Source organism: Marinifilum sp. RC60d5 (assembly GCF_052400665.1).
In the GTDB taxonomy this organism is placed as follows: Bacteria; Bacteroidota; Bacteroidia; order Bacteroidales; family Marinifilaceae; genus JBQTGK01.
The window spans coordinates 358,794-378,551 of sequence record NZ_JBQTGK010000002.1; the positions used below are offsets into that span (position 1 = coordinate 358,794).

19 protein-coding genes are annotated in these 19,758 nt (G+C 33.4%); 11 read left to right on the forward strand and 8 right to left on the reverse strand.

The genetic code is table 11. The annotated features are described in order from the left end of the window. Window positions 1–156: 156 nt before the first annotated feature. The 8 genes from ACT3CE_RS05505 to ACT3CE_RS05540 all read left to right on the forward strand — a co-directional run bounded on the left by ACT3CE_RS05505 (window position 157) and on the right by ACT3CE_RS05540 (window position 6,466). Window positions 157–399, forward strand: a complete 243-nt coding sequence (locus tag ACT3CE_RS05505; RefSeq protein WP_275108677.1) for a hypothetical protein — start codon at window positions 157–159, stop codon at window positions 397–399. Between the two features lie 275 nt (window positions 400–674). Continuing rightward, window positions 675–1,478 carry a ThuA domain-containing protein gene (locus ACT3CE_RS05510; RefSeq protein WP_444708759.1) on the forward strand — a complete coding sequence of 268 codons (804 nt, stop codon included), beginning with the start codon at window positions 675–677 and terminating at the stop codon, window positions 1,476–1,478. Window positions 1,479–1,518: 40 nt separating this feature from the next. Continuing rightward, window positions 1,519–2,511, forward strand: a complete 993-nt coding sequence (locus tag ACT3CE_RS05515; RefSeq protein ID WP_444708760.1) for a Kelch repeat-containing protein — start codon at window positions 1,519–1,521, stop codon at window positions 2,509–2,511. Between the two features lie 159 nt (window positions 2,512–2,670). Then, entirely contained in the window at window positions 2,671–3,342 is a 672-nt protein-coding gene (locus ACT3CE_RS05520) for a GOLPH3/VPS74 family protein (RefSeq protein WP_444708761.1), read from the forward strand. 2 nt (window positions 3,343–3,344) lie between these two features. Continuing rightward, complete coding sequence (locus ACT3CE_RS05525) at window positions 3,345–3,998, forward strand: HD domain-containing protein (protein WP_444708762.1); 654 nt, start codon at window positions 3,345–3,347, stop codon at window positions 3,996–3,998. 58 nt (window positions 3,999–4,056) lie between these two features. Continuing rightward, entirely contained in the window at window positions 4,057–4,998 is a 942-nt protein-coding gene (locus tag ACT3CE_RS05530; protein ID WP_444708763.1) for a TRM11 family SAM-dependent methyltransferase, read from the forward strand. 62 nt (window positions 4,999–5,060) lie between these two features. Beyond that, window positions 5,061–5,408, forward strand: coding sequence for a DUF1801 domain-containing protein (locus ACT3CE_RS05535; protein WP_444708764.1), 348 nt, complete (start codon window positions 5,061–5,063; stop codon window positions 5,406–5,408). A gap of 254 nt (window positions 5,409–5,662) precedes the next feature. After that, window positions 5,663–6,466: a Cof-type HAD-IIB family hydrolase gene (locus ACT3CE_RS05540; RefSeq protein WP_444708765.1), complete on the forward strand. Its 804-nt coding sequence runs from the start codon at window positions 5,663–5,665 to the stop codon at window positions 6,464–6,466. A 75-nt stretch (window positions 6,467–6,541) separates the two neighbouring features. On the opposite strand, the gene ACT3CE_RS05545 is transcribed toward ACT3CE_RS05540, so the two are convergent. The 4 genes from ACT3CE_RS05545 to ACT3CE_RS05560 form a co-directional block, all read right to left on the reverse strand. Beyond that, window positions 6,542–7,663: a hypothetical protein gene (locus tag ACT3CE_RS05545; RefSeq protein WP_444708766.1), complete on the reverse strand. Its 1,122-nt coding sequence runs from the start codon at window positions 7,661–7,663 to the stop codon at window positions 6,542–6,544. 191 nt (window positions 7,664–7,854) lie between these two features. Beyond that, window positions 7,855–9,000: a YibE/F family protein gene (locus tag ACT3CE_RS05550; RefSeq protein ID WP_444708767.1), complete on the reverse strand. Its 1,146-nt coding sequence runs from the start codon at window positions 8,998–9,000 to the stop codon at window positions 7,855–7,857. A 143-nt stretch (window positions 9,001–9,143) separates the two neighbouring features. Further along, entirely contained in the window at window positions 9,144–10,661 is a 1,518-nt protein-coding gene (locus ACT3CE_RS05555; protein ID WP_444708768.1) for an alkaline phosphatase, read from the reverse strand. Window positions 10,662–10,751: 90 nt separating this feature from the next. Next, complete coding sequence (locus ACT3CE_RS05560) at window positions 10,752–12,659, reverse strand: AMP-dependent synthetase/ligase (RefSeq protein ID WP_444708769.1); 1,908 nt, start codon at window positions 12,657–12,659, stop codon at window positions 10,752–10,754. Between the two features lie 309 nt (window positions 12,660–12,968). Here ACT3CE_RS05560 and ACT3CE_RS05565 point away from each other — a divergent pair, with 309 nt between their 5' ends. Both ACT3CE_RS05565 and ACT3CE_RS05570 read left to right on the forward strand, forming a co-directional pair. Further along, on the forward strand, window positions 12,969–14,432 hold the full coding sequence (locus ACT3CE_RS05565; RefSeq protein ID WP_444708770.1) for an aminotransferase class V-fold PLP-dependent enzyme: 1,464 nt from the start codon (window positions 12,969–12,971) through the stop codon (window positions 14,430–14,432). Between the two features lie 115 nt (window positions 14,433–14,547). Further along, on the forward strand, window positions 14,548–15,480 hold the full coding sequence (locus ACT3CE_RS05570) for a metallophosphoesterase (RefSeq protein WP_444708771.1): 933 nt from the start codon (window positions 14,548–14,550) through the stop codon (window positions 15,478–15,480). On the opposite strand, the gene ACT3CE_RS05575 is transcribed toward ACT3CE_RS05570, so the two are convergent. Further along, a complete protein-coding gene (locus ACT3CE_RS05575; RefSeq protein ID WP_444708772.1) occupies window positions 15,467–15,853 on the reverse strand; it encodes a hypothetical protein in 387 nt (128 codons plus the stop codon). The genes ACT3CE_RS05570 and ACT3CE_RS05575 overlap by 14 nt on opposite strands. Window positions 15,854–16,116: 263 nt before the next feature. On the opposite strand from ACT3CE_RS05575, the gene ACT3CE_RS05580 reads away from it, so the two are divergent. Further along, window positions 16,117–16,806, forward strand: coding sequence for an HAD family hydrolase (locus tag ACT3CE_RS05580; protein WP_444708773.1), 690 nt, complete (start codon window positions 16,117–16,119; stop codon window positions 16,804–16,806). 5 nt (window positions 16,807–16,811) lie between these two features. Here ACT3CE_RS05580 and ACT3CE_RS05585 read toward each other — a convergent pair whose 3' ends face one another. The 3 genes from ACT3CE_RS05585 to ACT3CE_RS05595 are packed head-to-tail and all read right to left on the reverse strand — an operon-like array spanning window position 16,812 to window position 19,736. Next, entirely contained in the window at window positions 16,812–17,387 is a 576-nt protein-coding gene (locus ACT3CE_RS05585) for a peptidylprolyl isomerase (RefSeq protein ID WP_444708774.1), read from the reverse strand. 10 nt (window positions 17,388–17,397) lie between these two features. Beyond that, window positions 17,398–18,729: a DUF58 domain-containing protein gene (locus ACT3CE_RS05590; RefSeq protein ID WP_444708775.1), complete on the reverse strand. Its 1,332-nt coding sequence runs from the start codon at window positions 18,727–18,729 to the stop codon at window positions 17,398–17,400. A 26-nt stretch (window positions 18,730–18,755) separates the two neighbouring features. After that, window positions 18,756–19,736 (reverse strand): AAA family ATPase, encoded by a 981-nt coding sequence (locus ACT3CE_RS05595; RefSeq protein ID WP_444708776.1) that lies wholly within the window; start codon window positions 19,734–19,736, stop codon window positions 18,756–18,758. Window positions 19,737–19,758: the final 22 nt, after the last annotated feature.

The following is a 19,758-nucleotide window of genomic DNA, read 5'->3' on the forward strand; positions in this document are numbered from 1 at the left end:
TTTATTTGAGAACAGAAGATTAGGTGAATTCTCCCTTTTTAAGGGGAAATAGCGACAGGCAGAGGGGTGATGAAAGTTGAAATATAGAAAGTAAGAATATAAATAAAATATAGAATTGAATTAATTTCTCAATTCTAATAACAGGAGGAAAAAATTATGCATGACGGTTGCGCAGGAAGTTTTGAGAACGGACAACAAGTAGTTGATAAAGTAAGAATGATGGGTTTTGCTCAGCAATTGATGCCAATGCCATTGGATATCGAATGCCATGGTTGCAAAGAAACATTTACCATGGAAGAGTTTGAAGGACATTGTCCTAAATGCGATATGGTACATGGTGTAACACCTTGCCACGCATTTGATCCTAATAATATTATGGCTGCAGGGGTAGGTTATTAAATTTATTTGCAGGAACATGCAATGGTGTGTTCATACAGGGAAATCCCGATAGAATATTCTATTGGGATTTTTTGTGCTTTTAATATTTACGATTAAAAAGAACAGCTTAAATTGATAAAGGAGTATTCTAAAAAAGTATAAGCTAGCATTGGTGTTGAATAAAATGAGAAGGAAAATTTATTTTTAGAAATAGTAAATAGGCGCTTTGCGCGGATATTTTTTTATTTTTAGAATAAAATAGCCCACCAAGCATTTTTTAATCAAAATAGAAAATAATGTTAAAAACAGTTCGAGTTGCCTTTTTAATTGCCTTTTGTTTTGCGGCCAATTTAAGCAGTTTTGCTCAGATTAGTAAAATACCTTGTTTAAAAGGCAAGAAAGTATTAATCGTGTATGGTGGTTGGGGAGGACACAATCCAAAAGCTTTTGTCGATAAAATTGTTCCCTGGCTAAAAGCTGAAGGAGCTGACTTGACCATTTCGACCAGTTTAGATTCTTATACCGACGAGAAATTGATGGCTGAAACGGATTTGGTGATTCAATCGTGGACCATGGGGGACATTAGTAAAGAACAGGTGAACGGATTGCTGAAAGCAGTTCGTAATGGAACAGGTTTAGCCGGTTGTCATGGTGGTATTGGTGATTCGTTTCGCAATCAGGCTGAATATTTGTATATGGTTGGCGGACAATGGGCTGCGCATCCTGGTGGTAAAATTAATTACGAAGTCAATATTTGTGATACTGAAGATCCAATTACTGATGATCTAAATGATTTTAGAGTTGAAAATACCGAACAATATTACATGTTGGTCGATCCGAATTCAAAAGTGCTGGCAACAACTACTTTTAGTGGAGAACACAATTCGTGGATTGATGGAGCTGTAATGCCCGTTGCTTGGAAAAAGTATTATGGGAAAGGTCGGGTTTACAATTTATCAATTGGTCATGAACCAAAAGATTTTGATAATCCATCGGTGTGGATACTGCTAAAAAGAGGCTTTGCCTGGGCTGCTGAAAGTAAATATCAGGTAAAAGAGAATTTGATAACTCCTGTTTATGATACCAAACATAAACTATAATAATTGAATCGAAATAAAATTCATTCTTATATCTGGAAAAATGATAAAAAAAATATATGTCACATTGCTGATTTTTGCAGCAGTACTAAGTGTAAATGCACAAAATTTAAAAGATTATCGTTGGAATATTTTGGAAACTAGTGGAACCGTAGTCGGGCGACACGAAAATGCTTTTGTCGAATTTCAAGACAAGTTTTATTTGATTGGAGGCAGAGGGATTAAACCTGTAAATGTATTCGATCCGCTAACAAATTCCTGGGAAACAAAAGGAAAGACACCTTTGGAGTTCCACCATTTTCAGGCAGTAGTATATAAAGATGCTATTTATTTGGCAGGCGCTATGACTGGACCTTATCCAAAGGAAACTCCTTGTAAATACATTTGGATTTATTATCCAAAGCAAGATAAATGGAGGAAAGGTGCCGAGATTCCTTTTGAAATGCGAAGAGGGAGTGCGGGAGTAGTAATTCGTGATCATAAAATTTATATGACTTGCGGAATAGAATATGGACATACCAGTGGTACTACTAATCGTTTCGATTCTTATGATTTAGAGACTAAAAAATGGAAAAGTTTAACCAAGGCGCCCCATGTTCGAGATCATTTCTCGGCTATTGTGCTTAATGATAAGTTATACTGTATTGGCGGAAGAAACACCAGCGTTCATTATAAAAATAATTTTGGCGCATTTTTTAGCGCAACCATCCCTTTTGTTGATGAATATGATTTTAAAACTGACAAATGGTTTACACATAAGAACCCACTTCCAGTGCCAACTGCCGCGGGTGGAATTGTAGCTATAGACAATAAGATTGTTTACATGGGTGGCGAAGGAATGAGCAGAAAAGCTTATGCTGAAACGCAATGTCTTGATATAGAAACCGGAGAATGGGAGCTGTTGTCCCCATTTAAAATTGGCCGACATGGAAGCAATGCTATTTTTTATAAAAACAAAATATATTTTGCTGCCGGAAGTCCCAAGCAGGGAGGTGGTAATATGAATTCAATAGAGGTGTTTTCAATTACGCACTAAGATTATTCGCAGTATACACTATTTATTGATATTAATCCCAATTGAAAATTCTGTTGGGATTAATTTTTGCCTGTTTCATGAAAAGTGAAAAGTAACAGTATCATGATTTCAGGTCGTTTCTATTAATTTGTTACATTAGGACTTTCAAATTTTAAAATCATGAAGTTAAATTTAGTTGATCAACTTACACTCCTTGCCTTAGACGATGTGAAGGGTAGTTTTATTGCCAATTCAATGTCTTTTGGATATGGGTTGGCGGGTGCTGTTATATTAGAACTTTCTTTACAAGATAAGATTGAAGTTTGTGAGAAAAAATTGAAGGTGAAATCGCATAAATCCTGTAATAATCAATTGTTAGATCACTTTTTAGATACCATTCGTAAGGCGAAAAAAGAAAAGGAGATTCAGGATTGGGTTGAAGTAATAGGCGGTGACGAATCTTACATAAAGCAGAAAACAGTAGACAGATTAATAGATGCTGGCATTCTTAGCAAAAAGGAAGAAAAAATTCTTTGGGTGTTTACAAACGATAAATATCCAACCAGAAATGCCAAACCCGAAAATGAGTTGAGAAAGCATTTGAGTGAACTATTAACAAATAATTGTGAAGTAAATTTGCAGGAGATGATGCTGATAAGTTTAATTGATATGTGTGAATTAAACGAAGAGGTGTTTGGAAAACAGAAAGCTAAAAAATACAAAGATAAAATTAAGAAAATTATTGCAAGTGAAAATTTGAGTTCTTCACTTACCCAAGCTGTTAAAGAGATTCATGAGGTTTTGATCGGGGTAATTTTTATGATAGTAACTGTTAATATTATTAATAATTAGATATGTGTAAAGACCAAATTATTACCCAAACAATAGAATTTGTAAAACAAACACTTGCCGATGCCGAAGGGGGACACGATTGGTTTCATATTTATCGAGTATGGAAAACGGCGAAGAAGTTAGCTGTTAGTGAAAAAGTAGATTTATTTATAGTTGAATTAGGTGCTTTACTACATGATATTGCCGATTCAAAATTTCATGATGGAGATGAAGAAGTTGGTCCAAGAATGGCCAGAGAATTTCTTTCTTCTTTATTGGTTGATCAAGATAGTATTCAGCATGTAGTAGAAATTATTAAGAATATTTCATTTAAAGGAGGTAAAGAAAGACAAAAATTTAAGTCGCTCGAACTGGATGTGGTGCAAGATGCCGACCGTATGGATGCTTTGGGTGCCATAGGAATTGCTCGTACTTTTAATTATGGAGGACATAAGAATCGTGCGATTTATGATCCTGCAATATTACCAAACCTGAATATGAGCAAAGAAGAGTATAAAAACTCAACAGCTCCAACCATTAATCATTTCTACGAAAAACTATTGCTTTTAAAAGACAGAATGAATACCAAAGCTGGAATAGCTATGGCCGAAAAACGTCATGTTTTTATGGAACAGTATCTCGAGGAGTTCTATAAGGAATGGGAAGGTAAATATTAACTGACTTTTGATAAATTGTAAAGGCACATTTTTAAAATTGCCACAAAACATAGAAAATATGCAAATTAATAAGCACATCTATTTCTTTAGTTATGATCATACAGAAAGTGAGTTATGTAAGCTCGAATCAAAATATATTTTTGGTAAGGAAGAAAATAATAAATTGCTTTTTTCCGATCTAAAAGTAGAACCATCAAATAGTGCTTTTATAAAAAAGAGACTTGATGTGATTTCATTTTCGAAAGATTATTCAAATCTCATAAGTGAAATAAAAAAAGAAAATATACACATTAATGGTTTTAAAGTTGAATATTTAGTTGTTGATGGTGATCCAACAGAATATGGGGATAGGCTTGGGAAGTTAAAAGATGTTGGCTATAGTATTGAAGGTGATCCCGATTATTATAATCCAAAAGTAACTTATGCTATATGTTATTACGAGGGAATTTGGTTTTTTGGGAGTTTAATTAAGAATAATTATGAATGGAAAAAGCACAAGAAAAAACCATGTTCTTATAGTAATTCAATAAATATAAAGGTTGCTAAAGCTCTGGTTAATATTGCTATAAAGGATAATAAAAATAGTATTTTGCTAGATGCTTGCTGTGGTGTTGGTACAATAATGTTAGAAGCTTGTTTTGCCGGTTATAAGATAGAAGGTTGTGAAATTAACTGGAAAATATGTAGAGATGCAAGAGAGAACCTTTCATATTTTAATTATTCTACAAATGTTTATCGTTCTGATATAAAAGATATTAACGAAAGTTACGATGCTGCCATTATCGATCTTCCATACAATTTATACAGTTGCGCAAGCGATGAGGATATTCTGCATATTGTTAGGTATACAGCGATGCTTACAGATCGCTTAGTGATTGTATCAACCTCTGACATTACAAATTTAATTCACAATGTTGGATTAAATTTGTTAGATTATTGCGTTGTTAGTAAAAGTGGGAAAAGAAATTTTACCAGAAAAATATGGGTGTGTGAAAAATAGTAATAGCTAGCTCGTATTGTAATGATATTAAAGCCGATTTGAGAATCTAAAATTATATTCTTATGAAAAAATCTATCAACAAAGAGGTACGGGAATTTATCGATTGCTTATGTAAAACAAACCCGCTCAATCATCAAATAATTATAGCTTCACGTAAGGTGGTTTTTGATAATTATCCGAATGCAAAAGAGCGAATAATGTATGGAGGAATCCTATTTTCCCTGGAAGAGGATTTTGGAGGAATATTTGCTTATACAAATCATGTTTCTTTTGAGTTTAGTGTTGGATTTAAATTTAATGATCCGGATAAATTACTTGAAGGAAAAGGTAAGTTTCGACGCCATTTAAAATTAAAATCGCTGGAAGAAGTAGAAAGTAAAAAATTAGATTTTTTTGTAAAACAATCATAGATTAAAAAGTAAAGATAACTTTTAATAAATAATTGAATTAGTAGAAAGTGAGACTTATTAGGTTTCGCTTTTTTTTTTATTTGCAAACTAAAAAATGGATTTATAAAATCAACTTAAATTAATTAAAATTCGATTTTGGGAGAATTCAATAATTGTTTTTATTTTCGCAGGCTTAAATAAAAATCTCTGCCTGGAAAATCGTCTTGTAAAGAGGAGGTAGGACTTGTATAAAGAGATAGTTAAAAGAAGTAGAGATGAAATATAAAATGTTAGTTCTGGATTTAGATGATACGTTATTAAGCGATGATCATTGCATTTCGGAAAGAAATAAAGAGTTGTTGGTAAAAGCCCAGGAACAAGGAGTTTACGTAGTTTTAGCCTCGGGAAGACCTACACAAGCTATGTTAAAATATGCCGAAGAACTTGATCTGAAAAAGTATGGTTCTTATATTATTTCCTACAATGGAGCTATTATTACCGATCTAAACAGGAAGATCCCAATTTTTGAGCAAACTCTAAGTAAAGAGCAAATTCATGGGTTATACGATTTTTCTTTGGCCAATAATGTAGATATTATCACATATTCTTCAGATAGTATTATTAGTGAATCAACATCGAAATATATTGATGTTGAGGTGGAACTTACTCAGATGAAATTAAATAAGGTAGACTGTTTTAAGACTGCTGTAAATGAATCGGCAGTAAAATGTATTCTATTAGAAGATCCTGAATACCTAAAAATAGTTGAAACGAAACTGAAGAAAGAGAAACCAAATAAAAGTGTGGCCATTTCTAAACCTTTCTTCTTAGAGGTAATGCCGCAGGGAATAGATAAAGCTGCAAGTATTGCTCGTTTGGCAAAGAAATTAGAAATTAGTCAGGAAGAAATTATTGCGGTAGGCAATGCGGGTAATGATTTAACAATGATTGAATATGCAGGATTAGGGGTTTGGGTAGATAATGTTACACCAGAACTTCGTCATCATGCCAATGTTATTGTTGCTTCTAATAACAATAATGGTGTGGCCGAAGTGGTAGAAAAATATATTTTAAGCTAAAGTATTTTGTATGAATTGAGACTCTGACTTTAAATGGGAGTCTCAATATATTTCTTTAAGATAAGCAGTGTTCGATTAAAACATTTTACGGTAGCACCGCTTGCGTTTGTGCTGAATGTGATCGAATGATTTCCACAATTGAATCGCTACATGGTTATTTTCAAGCATACCAGTAGTTTCAGCAAATCGTAATCCGTCGGCATTCGATGTTTTTAATAATTCATGCATAAGAATAGAAACAAAGCCTAACTTTTGGCAGTCGTGATCAATTCCCGTTAGCATTAAATCCATTTCGGTAGGATATTTTAAAGCTTTTCGTAAATGCCACCAGCCAAAAGGAAAAAGCTTTCCTTTTGCTTTTTGCAAGGCTTTCGATAAAGAAGGTAATGCAATAATAAATCCAACTAGTTTGTCATTCTTATCTAAAATAATTTTTACATAATTAGGATTTAGGATAGGGAAATATTTTGAAATGTAAAAACGAATTAGCTTTTCTGGTAATTTAAAGGTGCCAAACAAGTCTGAAAAAGCATCGTTAAATACCTTAAATATTTTTTCCTTATATGGTTCCAGTTCTTTTTTTGTGCTAAAATTAACGGTTTGTAAACTATATCTTTTCTTAATCAACTCGGCAATGCGTCCTGCTTTTTCGGGTGTTTCTTTCGGAAGGTTAATTCTAAATTCCAACCAGTCAATTTCTTTTGTATAATTAAGTCTTTCGAAATGTTTTTGGTAGTAGTTAAAATGATAATCGGAAGCCATAGAAGGCAGCCATTCGTGTCCTTCAATTAACAATCCTGCATGATCAAGATTCGAAAAACCTAGTGGACCACTAACACCTATCATACCTTCTGTTTTTAACCAATCTTCGGCTACTTTGAAAAGACTTTCTGATACTTCATATTGGTCAATTAATTCTATTCTGGTAATTCTTCCTATTTTTTCGCCTTGTTTTTCAATACTTAAATTGTTAACAATAGCACCAATTCTACCAACAACTTTCCCATTATGATATGCCAGCCAGAATTTTGCTTTACAGAAATCAAAAGCAGGATTTTTCTCAGGCATCAACAACTCCAATTCTCCTGATTTAATGGGAGGAACCCAAAATTTATTATCCTTATATAAGTGATAAGGGAAATTGATAAACTTTTTGCGTTGGCTCTTGCTTTTTACTTCTTCAATCAAAATATTCATAATGATAATCACTTTAAAAATAAAGATATTGATTTCCTGATCAATCAAAATGCAAGAGGAAACTCATTGTTTGTCTGATTTAGAATAATCAATTTATAGCGCAAATTACCAAAAAGGATCTCAACCGATTGTGTTTTGTTCGATAAAATTGATATGTCGTAAAACATTTATTTGCGTAATTTGTTGAGAATCTACATTTTTGAATTGTGTATTTTTGTGTACACCCAGGCACCTATAATAGCAGTAAATGGTGCTACCAGCACTAATCCAAAGCTACCTACAAGGGTATGTAGGATTTCGCCCGAAACATAGTTCAAATTTAAAATATTCATCATTGGAGTACCTTGTGCAATAAATACCATTAATAGGGCAGAAAAACCTCCAGAGTATGCCAGAAGCAATGTGGTAGTCATGGTGCCCACCACTGCTTTTCCTACTTCGAATCCCGATTTGCGTAATTCTTTTCTGCTAATGTTGGTATTAGCTTGATAAACTTCGAATTGAGCTGCTGCTATATCCATGGAAATATCCATAACAGCTCCTGAGGAGGAGATAAAAATGCCGGCAAGGAAAATTTCGGTAAGATTAAGATAGTTGTATCCCGAATAAAGCAGAGTTTCAGAGAATGGTTTTATGGCGCCATGAATATTGAAAAGCTTACCAAAAACAATGGCCATAAAACAAGTGATTGCTATTCCGCTCATGGCTCCTAAAAATGCAGTGAATCCTTTTTTGTTGATACCTGCAACTAAAAATATGATTACTGAAGTTAGAAGTGCAACTATTCCCAGCGAAAGAGGAATAGGAGAATAGCCTTTTAATAATCCGGGTAATAGTAGTTTCCAAATACATATTCCTGCAAATAAAAAGGAGAGCATGGCTTTTACTCCGGTCCATCCGGCAAAAGAAATCAGGAAAATTACAAATAAAGCCAGAAGAAAAATTTCCAGATTAATTCGATAATGATCAATTACATTAGCACTAATAATATGAGATTTATCCTGACTTAAATTTAATACGCAAAGGGTTTTATCGCCTGTTTTGAAAAATTTATCGAACTCCATGCGACCAATAAGCTGATTAAAAGCGCTTAATTCTTCTCCTTTAAATTGACCATTTAAAACTTTAATTTTTAAATTTTGTGTTCCGGTTTTTATAATACCAGTTTCCACAATCATACTATTGTCTGTTGTTAAAACTTCTGCTTTTACTCGAATTGAGTTGTCAGTTTCTTTCTCAGAAAATCCGTTAGGGCTGAACACTATAGCAAGACTTAAAAGTGTTAGCAGACTAATTAAAAATAAATCTGATTTATGGGGTGCTTTAAATTTAAACATGATGTAAAGTTATAAAAGTCTGGAAAAGTTCAAGGATAAGAAGGTTTAAGAATGTATAAGTACTATATAAGTAGTAATACTAAACTTGCAGCAGTAAAAAGCCCCGCATTTCTGCAGGGCTAATATCTATTATTATGGTTAACTTATTCAAGAAGTTTCTTTAGTCTTTTAGAGACATCGGTATTGTCGAAAAAACCAGTAAATTGTTCGGCACCAACACCAATAGAACGAATTGGAATTGGCGATGCCGTATGTGAGAAAGAAGTCCAGCCGATACCTGCTTTTTGCGATAAGATATGACAAGCAGTAACAGTAAAAGGATCGTAGCTTCCATATAATAAGTAGAATTGATCATCTTTAGACATTTTGTATTCGTAGATCATACTTTTTTCGAAGGCATCTTTTAATTGCTGCAGTTCAAATTCGTTTAGTTTCAGATTTTTTTCTTCATTGCCTAAACCAAAATGTTTCTTCACCAATTCGAGACCGTAATTTACATCGGGTTGTTTCGTACTTTCTCTGTACTCTTTCACCAACTGAGCAAATTTCTCATAGGATAAATTTTGGTTTTGTAAGAGAGAAAATGCTGATTGGTAGTGGCTTCCCGAAAAACCCAAAGCCATTCCTCCGGTTTCATGATCGCCTCCAATAAGAATTAAAGTTTCTTTTGGGTGTTTTTTATAAAACTCAAGAGCAGCCGAAACAGCTTTATCTAATTGTAAAACTTCTTTAATTACAGTGGCAGCATCGTTGGCATGGCAGGCCCAATCAATTTTTCCAGCTTCTATCATCATAAAGAAACCCTTTTTATTGTCGAGTAGCTCTATTCCTTTACGTGTAAAATCTTCAAGCGAAATATCTGTTTTTTCATCCTGATCGATAGAGTAAGGAAGAGATTTTCCTCCAGCTAATCTTGGAGCAATACTAATAATTTTGTCATCTCCTTTTTGTAGAGCTTTAAAATCATCGAGAGTATTTATTATAGTGTATCCTCTTGCTTTAGCTACTTCCAGCGAGTTTGGTTTTTTCTTAGCTAATTTTTGATCGGCACCCATTCCAAAATTTGCCATGGTGTTGTTTTCATCTATTTTTCCATCTCCTTCGGGATGTTTAAATCCTCCTCCGGCAAAATAGTTAAAACCACTTTTGCTTAAATCTAAGCTTATGTCGTAGTACATATTTCGGGTTGGCTGATGCGCGTAGAACGAAGCAGGTGTTGCATGATCGATCGATACAGAGGTTACAATACCAACTTTATAGCCTTTTTCTTTGGCTACTTCAGCAACCGATTTTAGTGGTTTTTGACGTTTTGCATCCATACCAATTGTACTAATGCTGGTTTTTTCACCTGAAGATAAAGCTGTGCCTGCTGCTGCCGATCCGGTAATAAAACGATCACTCGCATAGGTGGTATAAAATCCCTGGTTTGGTAATGTTGTGAAATTTAGTCTTTTAATACCATTGCTTTTATTTAAGGCTCCTAAATAAGCCTCGGCGGTGTTTGCCTGCGATAGTCCCATTCCATCACCTATAAAAAAGAAAATGTATTTGGGTGTTTTTGTATTTTCTGAGCTGTTGTCAGCATTAACCTTAGCTGATGAGGCTATTAAAAGTATTATGGCGACAAACCAAATTCGTAAATTAAATATTGTTTTTGACATGACTATTTTTTTTTTGAAGCTACTAAAGAATCTGCTATTTGTATAATAATAGGAAATAAAATTGTAATAACTTGATGGAATGATACCCATTTATAAAATCATTTTATTAATACTCTCCTTGTTTTTAGAATTAATAAAGGTTTTTCCTTCAGGAGTATACAGATAATCTACATATTCTTTAAAGTAGGTAATAACTTTATCGCGAACTACCTTCATGGTAGAATTCAGTAATTTATTTTCCTCGGTAAATCCTTCGGGAAGTACCCCAATAGCAGTTGGCAGCCATCTGTGAGGGAACATGTTTTCAAATTTTCCTCCAATACGATATTCATTTATTTCTCTCTGGAGCAATTCCAATACAGCTTTTTGTCCTTTTTCGCTATCAGCTTTAAGCTTTAAAGAACGAAGATGCACGAGTATTGCGGCCTTGTTTGGAACAATTAAGGCAATGGTATAAGGATTTTGATTGTTATACAAAATACACTGATCCATGTAAGGAGATTGATCAACAAAGGCTTCTTCAATTCCTTCGGGACTAAATTTTTCACCATCGTTGGCAATAAGTAAAGATTTAAAACGCCCTAAAACATGAAGAAATCCATCTTCATCCATATAGCCCATGTCGCCGGTATGTAGCCAACCATCGCGAAGGGTTTCTGCCGATGCTTTATCATTTTTCCAGTAGCCTTTCATTACGTTGGCACCTTTAATAACAATTTCTCCTTTTTCACCATCGGGGAGGGCTTTGCCTTCATCATTTGCAATTTTTAATTCCATATTACTAACTAAAAATCCCGAAGAGCCTAGTTTGTGTTTATGATGCGCATTTGATGAAATTATTGGTGATGCTTCTGATAATCCATATCCCTGATACATGGGAATACCAATTGCATAAAAAAATCGTTGCAATTCTATGTCGAGTAAGGCTCCTCCGCCTACAAAGAATTTTAAATTGCCTCCAAAGTTTTCTCTTATTTTTGAGAATAAAATTTTGTCGTAGAAAAGATACATCGGCTTAAGTAGTTTACGGGTGCCTTTTCCTTTGTTCCAGCCGTATCCATTATATTTGTAGGCCAATTGTAAAGCTTTATTAAATATTTTTTCTGCTTTGGGACCTTTAGCTTTTATTCCTTTTTCAATATTCTTTTTAAAGTTTTTTGCCAGAGCAGGCACACTCATTAGAATATCAGGTTTAATTTCTTTTATATTTTTGGGTATATTTTTTAACGCCTCCATGGGCGATTTTCCTTGCTGAACAGCTGCAATAGACGCGCCTTTAAGCATAAAACTATAGATTCCTGCTGTGTGAGCAAAGGAATGATCCCAGGGTAAAATCAATAGAGTTTTAAAATGCTCGGGAATGTGCATTAAGCTCGACGATTGAATTACATTACTGGTGTAATTGTTATGCGTTAGAATAATTCCTTTAGGATCGGCAGTTGTACCCGATGTGTAGGAAATATTTGCATTATCATCAGCCTTAATGTTTTGTTGAATAATGTCAAGTTTCTTTTTATCCTTATTGGTTAAATTTTCACCAAGCTGAATAATGTCTGAGAGGTAAACTTCGTTGCCATCGATATCAACACCTTCGTCGATTACAATAATTTTTTCGAGAGTTTCGATTTCATCTTTAATTAATCGAATTTTTTCTAAATGATTACGCGATACAATTACAAAGCGAGCTTCAGAGTGAATTAATCTAAATTTTAATTCGTTTTGCGCATCTAATTTTACAGATAGGGGAACATTTACCCCTGCAGAAAACAGAATTCCAAGTTCTGATAGCACCCATGCATTTCTTCCTTCCGATAAAAGTCCGACTCTATCTCCTTTATTTATTCCTGAGGCATATAAACCATAGGCCAAACTTTTTACTTGTTTATGAAGTCCTTCATAACTTAGCGACTCATATTGCTTCTTAGTTTTTTCCCACAAGTAAGGATTTGTACCATATTTTTTAACGCTCTGCTCAAAGAGTTGAATAATTGTATTCATGTATATATTGTAAAAAAATGTTGTGCTTCAGATTTTAGAATTCCAAAAATAGCTGAATTGAGCGGTCAAAGCAAATAGCAAGAGTTAAAAAAAGATAAGTTATCGTATCGTAAGTTTATGTAATAATAAATTCTAATAGAATTAAAAGCTGATTAATCTTTTTGGTTTTACTGTTTAGAATATCTAATTTCAATCAAATGATTTTTAGAATTGAATTATGAAAGAAACTGTAAGTTTAGATTCTGTTTCAACAAATCGATTTTAATTTCTGGATAGAGAAATAGTAATGATACTTTAATACAAACATGAATGAGTAATTTAGAAGAATATTTTAAAAAGTTTAGAGAAAATACCATAGGATACGATGCTAGTTTTTATTCACCTTATGGAAAACAAAATATTATTTATGGCGATTGGATTGCCAGTGGTCGATTATATGGACCAATAGAGGATAAAATGGTAAAAGAATTTGGCCCTTATGTAGCCAATACTCATACTGAAACAAACGAAACAGGAACATTAATGACTCAGTCGTATCATAGGGCACAAGAGTTAATTAAAAAACACGTTAATGCCGACTCTGAAGATGTTATTATTCATGCTGGTTTTGGAATGACTGCGGTAGTCAATAAATTACAACGTATTTTGGGTTTGAAAGGATGTAGTCCTTTTATAGATCATCCTAACGAAAAACCTGTGGTATTTTTAACTCATATGGAACATCATTCGAACCAAACTTCGTGGTACGAAACTAATGTTGATGTAGTTGTTGTTCCTCCAGGAAAAAATTTAAGCATAGATTTAGAAGAGCTTCGTATGCAATTAGAAAAATACAAAGATCGTGTAACAAAGATTGGTTCTTTTTCGGCATGTTCAAATGTTACTGGTATTGTAACACCTTATCACGAAATGGCAAAAATAATGCACCAGAATGGTGGTATTTGCTTTATCGATTTTGCAGCATCGGCACCTTATGTTGATATTGATATGCATCCTGAAGATAAATTAATGAAACTGGATGGTATTTTCTTTTCGCCACATAAATTTTTGGGTGGTCCGGGTTCATCTGGAGTTATGATATTTGATTCGAACTTATACAATAGCGAAGTGCCTGATAATCCGGGAGGAGGTACCGTAGACTGGACTAATCCATGGGGTAAATACAAATATATTGATAATATTGAGCTTAGAGAAGATGGAGGAACACCAGGTTTTCTTCAGGCTATTCGTGTTGCTCTGGCCATTGAATTAAAAAATCAAATGGGAACAAATAATATTATTGCGCGCGAAAAGGAACTTCTCGATCTTGCTTTTTGCAGGTTAAAAGCAGTTAAAGATGTGCATGTGCTGGCCGATAATGTTCAAAAACGTCTGGGTATCCTTTCTTTCTATGTTGAATATATTCATTACAATTTATTGGTTAAGTTATTAAACGATCGTTTTGGAATTCAGGTAAGGGGTGGTTGTGCATGTGCAGGTACTTATGGTCATTACCTATTAGAGGTTAGTCAGGAGCAATCCGATGCTATTACAAGTGAAATTACGCTGGGTGATTTATCGCATAAGCCTGGTTGGGTTCGTTGGTCTTTGCATCCTACTTCTACAGATTGGGAGGTTTTGTATTTTATTGATTCCTTGGAAAAGCTTATTGATAATTATGAAGAGTGGAAAAAGGATTATTCTTATAACAAAAAAAATAACGAATTTTATTATAGTGGAACTAATGAAATAACAAATAAAATAATAGTTAACGATTTATTTAAACTTCAATAATTATGATTTAAAGATGAGCATTTAACTACCTAAACAATAAATAAGGTTTGGCAGTAAAAATTTATATTCAGATATTTTTATATTTTTGGAAAAGATTAATAAATCAGAAAATAAAGTGTACGATATAATAGGAGATATTCATGGCGATGCGAAAACATTAAAAAAGATGTTATTAGCGCTTGGCTACGAGGATGGTGAGGAAGGATTTTGTCACTCAAACAGGAAAGCAGTATTTGTTGGTGATTTTGTAGATCGGGGACCTAAAATTTTTGAAACACTTAAAATTGTAAAGAAAATGGTGTCGGCAGGTAATGCTTATGCTGTATTAGGAAATCACGAATTAAATGTAATTGCATATTACACCAAAGATAGTGATGGTGTGTATCTGCGTGAACATAGTGTAAAGAATAAAACACAAATTAAAAATACTTACCAGGAATTTAAAAAAGACAAGCCCAGAAGAAAAAAATATCTTAAGTGGTTAAGATCATTGCCTGTTTTTCTCGAGTTGGTTGATTTTAGAGTTGTTCATGCTTGCTGGGATCAGCATGCGGTTGATTTATTGAGAAAAGTTAACCCTGAAAATCGACTTAGTAAATCATTTTTGCGAGATATTTATTTAAAAAAAGGAAAGGTATTTAAGGCACTAATGCTTCTTTTAAAAGGAAGAGAATTTAATTTTCCGAACGATATGCAGATTAAAGATGCTTATGGGTTTAAGCGAACAGCCTATCGTATTAAATGGTGGGAACCAATGGAGGGGAAAAGTTTTGAAGAGATTTCTTTTGGAAACCGATTTAAGTTGCCGGAATATACAATCCCATCGCAATTATGTTATGATATTCCTATGTATGCAAATGAAGAACCACCCGTCTTTTTTGGACATTATTGTTTAAACGGTAAGGCAGGTGTAATTAGTGAAAATCTATGTTGCGTAGATGGTTGTCTGGCAAATGGAGGTGATTTGGTTGCATATCGTTATAATGGTTGTGTGAAATTAGATTCGTCCAATATATTTACTGTTAGTAAAGTAATTAAAGATTCTTAGTATAGAGGTTTTTTTTTGCGTGCATTAAAAACATAATTCCCGAAAAAGATAGGGGTATTAGAAGTAGAAAAACTTCCCATCTCATTGAATCGAAAAAGCCATAAAAAGCAATTCCAATACTGCAGATAATCATGATAATTGCACCCGCTTTTATTTTCCAAAAAGTAAGAAGAAAACCGAATCCGTAGGTTAAGGATAGGGCATAAACTAAAAAGACCCAAAATTCTGTATCATAACTTAATGTATCGAAATTAGATATAAACTCGGGAAGAATAAATAAGATATAAACTCCTGCAATAAGAAATCCTATAATACGGGCTAAAATAAGCATAAAATGGGAAGGATGATCCTGGTATTTCAATCTTTTGTTCATATTGATTTTTTGTTGATCGACAAATAAATTTGCCACATAAGTTATTTATACATAATTAAATGTACAAAATACTATTTCGATTATCAATATTTAATTTAGAAAAATAAAAGCAAACTTTTTGATATGAAACGTGTTTGTAAATTATTCATCTGTATTTTACACTTTGGAATTATTGAATTATATTGCGGCTCTCCTAAAAAATACGGGGCAAGCTATCTGCTACGCAAAAATGCTGGAAGTATGTTTTTATAATTAAATTATTAATGAAAAGTATAAAAGTAATAGGTTTTGATGCCGATGATACTCTATGGGTAAATGAGCCTTATTTTAGAGAAACTGAGAAAAAGTTTTGTGATTTATTACGAAACGGAATGAGTTTGGAAGAAGTTACAGAGGAATTATTGGCAATAGAAATCGGAAATATCCCATTGTATGGATATGGAACCAAAGCCTTTACTCTTTCGATGATAGAAACCAGTCTTAAAATTTCAAATGGAAATGTATCATCCGAAAAAATTAGTGCAATACTCGATTTAGGAAAAGAGCAAATAAACAAACCCATCGAACTAATTGATGGTATTGTTGAGGCTCTGGAAAATTTGCAGGGAAAATACAAACTTGTAGTTGCAACAAAAGGCGATCTGCTTGATCAGGAAAGAAAACTTCAGAAGTCAGGTTTACAAAAGTATTTTCATCATATCGAAGTAATGAGTGATAAAAAAGAGGGTGATTACAGAAAATTAATTGAACATTTAGATATAAAACCTGAGGAATTTTTGATGGTGGGAAATTCATTAAAATCGGATGTTTTGCCGGTTTTAAATCTCGGAGCGAAGGCTGTTCATGTTCCTTTTTATACTACATGGGTACACGAAATGGTAACTGACCAAGAAATTTTAAATGTTAATTTCCAAAAGATTGAACGTGTTAGTGAACTTCAAGGATTATTATAATGTACTTATTTTCTTTTTATGGATAGAATAGGAATTGTTTGCGTAAGCATTTGGTTTTTATCTTCCATATTTTGAATTTTTTTCACAATATCCATTCCCGAAATTACTTTCCCAAAAGCTGCAAAGCCTTGTTTGTCCGGGTTTCTATTGCCATTATAATCTAACTCAGGTTGATTGCCAACACAAATAAAAAATTCTGTGCATGCTGATCCAGGCTCTAGTCTTGCCATCGATATTACTCCGTTTTTATGAAGTATTCCTGTTGTTTTTGTGCTTTCATGTTTAATTGTTGGCATATTATCAACAATTGAATCGTGAAACAAACCTCCCTGAACTACTTCAATTTTTATTTTATTGTTGGGTTGGTTATTGGGACGGACAACTCGGTAAAAACAAGCATTTTGAAAGATATTTTTGTCGATATTATTCAGAAAGTGTGTGGCAGTAAGCGGGGCTTTATCCGTGTAAATTTCCAAATCTATATTTCCCAGGCTGGTTTTAATTTCAATTATCTGATTTTGTGAGTTTACACAGCAATAGAAGAGAGGAATAATTAGTAAAAGAAGAAAGATTCGTTTCATTGTTTTGAATTTAAATTAAGCCTCTCGATTTCAATTCCAGATATTTATTTAATGCGTAAGTGCTTAGGTTTTTGGGATCGGTTAATATGGCATGAATACCATATTTTTCTAATTCCTTTACAATTAATTTTTTGTCGTAAAGAAATTTTTCTCCAATGGTTTTTATGTAAATATCTTCAATGCTACTTACACTTTGCTTTGTCATTTTTAATATTTCGGTATTGTTAAATAGTATCACAACGAGTAAGTGATTTTTTGCCAATGCCTGCAAGTAAGGAAGTTGTCGTTTCATGGAATCTAAACTTTCAAAATTGGTGTAAAGCATAAGTAAGCTTCGACCTTTCACAAAGTGTTTTACCGATGAATATAACAGCTCAAAATTTGGCTCGGGATAATCTGTTTTCTGATTATAAAGCAGTTCCATTATCTTTTTTACCTGAGTTCTTCTCCCGCCAGCAGGAAGGTGAGTGTGAACATTCTTTCCGAAACAGAGTAAACCAGCTTTGTCGTGTTTTAGAATTGCAGTATTCGATAAAACAAGGCTTGTATTAATTGCATAATCGAGCAGACTAAGGCCGTAAAATGGCATTTTCATAGAACGGCCACAATCAATAATAGAATAGATTGGCTGAGCTTTTTCATCTTGATATTGATTTACCATAATTTGAGACTTTCGAGCAGTAGCTTTCCAGTTTATGGTTCTATAATCGTCACCTTTTACATATTCTCTAATCTGGTCAAACTCCATTTGATGACCAATGCGACGAATTTTTTTAATACCAAAATCGCTTAATCTGTTCGATGCGGCCATTAATTCGTATTTGCGCATTTGCATAAACGAAGGATAACAAGGAAGCATTTTATTTGCATTAACTTTGTATCTGCGTTTAATTATTTTTAGAAAAGAACTTGCATAAACATTAATGTTGCCAAAATGATATTCGCCACGTTCAACAGGTCTTATACTATAATTAATATGATGCTGTTTGCCTGGCTTAAGCAAAAATCTATAATTAAAATCTCTTTTCTGAAATTGTATAGGAATATCATCAATTAGTTCAATCCTAACATTAAAATTGTAATTGTTTTGAATGCGTATGCTTATTGGATTCTGATCACCATTAGATAATTTTTCCGGACAAATTCGGTCGGTTTCCAGTCCATTTTTTACCCGATATACTAAGGCAATATCAAAGCCAATTGTAATTGTAAAAAGCAGCGTTGCCAATCGTGCTACAGCATAAAGAATGGGGTAAAAAAATCCCAGAACCGAACAGACTGCTATTGCACTAATAATCCAGTAGAAAAATGGATGTAAGTATAGAGATTTGAAAAATTTCATTCGCTATTTTGTTACTGATAAAATGGTTATCGAGGAATTTCAATTCCTTCGAGAACCTGATTGATGATTTCTTTGGCTACGATTCCTTCCATCTCTTTTTCGGGCGTAAGAATTAATCGATGATGAAGAACTGGAGCAACAATTTTTTTAATATCATCGGGAGTAACAAAATCGCGACCATTAATGGCTGCAAATGCTTTTGCTGCAGTCATTACAGCAACCGATGCACGGGGCGAAGCTCCTAAAATAATTCCAGTATTTTTTCTGGTGTTTTGAACTATTTGTACAATGTATCTTTTCAAATTTTCATCGATATGGATCGATTGAACAAGATTTTGCATTTCCTTAATTTGTTCGGCATTAATTACTTCCGAGATTTCATCGATTTCAGAATTCCCTTTTCGTTCGTGTTTGGTATTTAGAATACTTAACTCCTCATCTTCGTTTGGATAATCAAATTCTATTTTCATTAAAAACCTGTCGAGCTGAGCTTCGGGCAATCGATAAGTTCCTTCCTGTTCAACTGGATTTTGAGTTGCCAAAACCCAAAATGGTTCATCCATTTTATAGGTACTGCCATCTATACTTACCTGATATTCTTCCATTACTTCGAAAAGTGCAGCCTGAGTTTTTGCAGGAGCTCGGTTAATCTCATCAATAAGAACAATATTCGAGAAAATTGGACCTTTGTTAAAATCGAATTCCGATTTGCTCATGTTAAAAATTGTTGTTCCTAAAACATCAGAAGGCATTAAATCTGGTGTAAACTGTATTCTTGCAAAATCCGAGCTAATTGTTTTTGCCAGTAATTTAGCCGATAGAGTTTTAGCAATTCCAGGAACTCCTTCAATCAATACATGTCCTTTGGCAAATAGGCCAACCAGTAATAAATCAATATTATGTTCTTGACCGATTATTACTTTCTGTATTTCAAATTTTATTTGACTAATTAATTGATTCAACTCATTTAAATCAATTCTACTTTCGAAATGTTTTTGACTTTCCATATCTGGATGTTATCTTGTTTTG

Bases quoted from the DNA above. Each gene is read 5' to 3' on its own strand.
- ACT3CE_RS05560 (WP_444708769.1), bottom strand. From the start codon at position 12,659: ATGAATACAATTATTCAACTCTTTGAGCAGAGCGTTAAAAAATATGGT.
- ACT3CE_RS05530 (WP_444708763.1), top strand. From the start codon at position 4,057: ATGCAAATTAATAAGCACATCTATTTCTTTAGTTATGATCATACAGAA.
- ACT3CE_RS05595 (WP_444708776.1), bottom strand. From the start codon at position 19,736: ATGGAAAGTCAAAAACATTTCGAAAGTAGAATTGATTTAAATGAGTTG.
- ACT3CE_RS05535 (WP_444708764.1), top strand. From the start codon at position 5,061: ATGAAAAAATCTATCAACAAAGAGGTACGGGAATTTATCGATTGCTTA.
- ACT3CE_RS05555 (WP_444708768.1), bottom strand. From the start codon at position 10,661: ATGTCAAAAACAATATTTAATTTACGAATTTGGTTTGTCGCCATAATA.
- ACT3CE_RS05550 (WP_444708767.1), bottom strand. From the start codon at position 9,000: ATGTTTAAATTTAAAGCACCCCATAAATCAGATTTATTTTTAATTAGT.
- ACT3CE_RS05580 (WP_444708773.1), top strand. From the start codon at position 16,117: ATGAAAAGTATAAAAGTAATAGGTTTTGATGCCGATGATACTCTATGG.
- ACT3CE_RS05545 (WP_444708766.1), bottom strand. From the start codon at position 7,663: ATGAATATTTTGATTGAAGAAGTAAAAAGCAAGAGCCAACGCAAAAAG.
- ACT3CE_RS05505 (WP_275108677.1), top strand. From the start codon at position 157: ATGCATGACGGTTGCGCAGGAAGTTTTGAGAACGGACAACAAGTAGTT.
- ACT3CE_RS05525 (WP_444708762.1), top strand. From the start codon at position 3,345: ATGTGTAAAGACCAAATTATTACCCAAACAATAGAATTTGTAAAACAA.
- ACT3CE_RS05590 (WP_444708775.1), bottom strand. From the start codon at position 18,729: ATGAAATTTTTCAAATCTCTATACTTACATCCATTTTTCTACTGGATT.
- ACT3CE_RS05575 (WP_444708772.1), bottom strand. From the start codon at position 15,853: ATGAACAAAAGATTGAAATACCAGGATCATCCTTCCCATTTTATGCTT.
- ACT3CE_RS05520 (WP_444708761.1), top strand. From the start codon at position 2,671: ATGAAGTTAAATTTAGTTGATCAACTTACACTCCTTGCCTTAGACGAT.
- ACT3CE_RS05565 (WP_444708770.1), top strand. From the start codon at position 12,969: ATGAGTAATTTAGAAGAATATTTTAAAAAGTTTAGAGAAAATACCATA.
- ACT3CE_RS05585 (WP_444708774.1), bottom strand. From the start codon at position 17,387: ATGAAACGAATCTTTCTTCTTTTACTAATTATTCCTCTCTTCTATTGC.
- ACT3CE_RS05510 (WP_444708759.1), top strand. From the start codon at position 675: ATGTTAAAAACAGTTCGAGTTGCCTTTTTAATTGCCTTTTGTTTTGCG.
- ACT3CE_RS05540 (WP_444708765.1), top strand. From the start codon at position 5,663: ATGAAATATAAAATGTTAGTTCTGGATTTAGATGATACGTTATTAAGC.
- ACT3CE_RS05515 (WP_444708760.1), top strand. From the start codon at position 1,519: ATGATAAAAAAAATATATGTCACATTGCTGATTTTTGCAGCAGTACTA.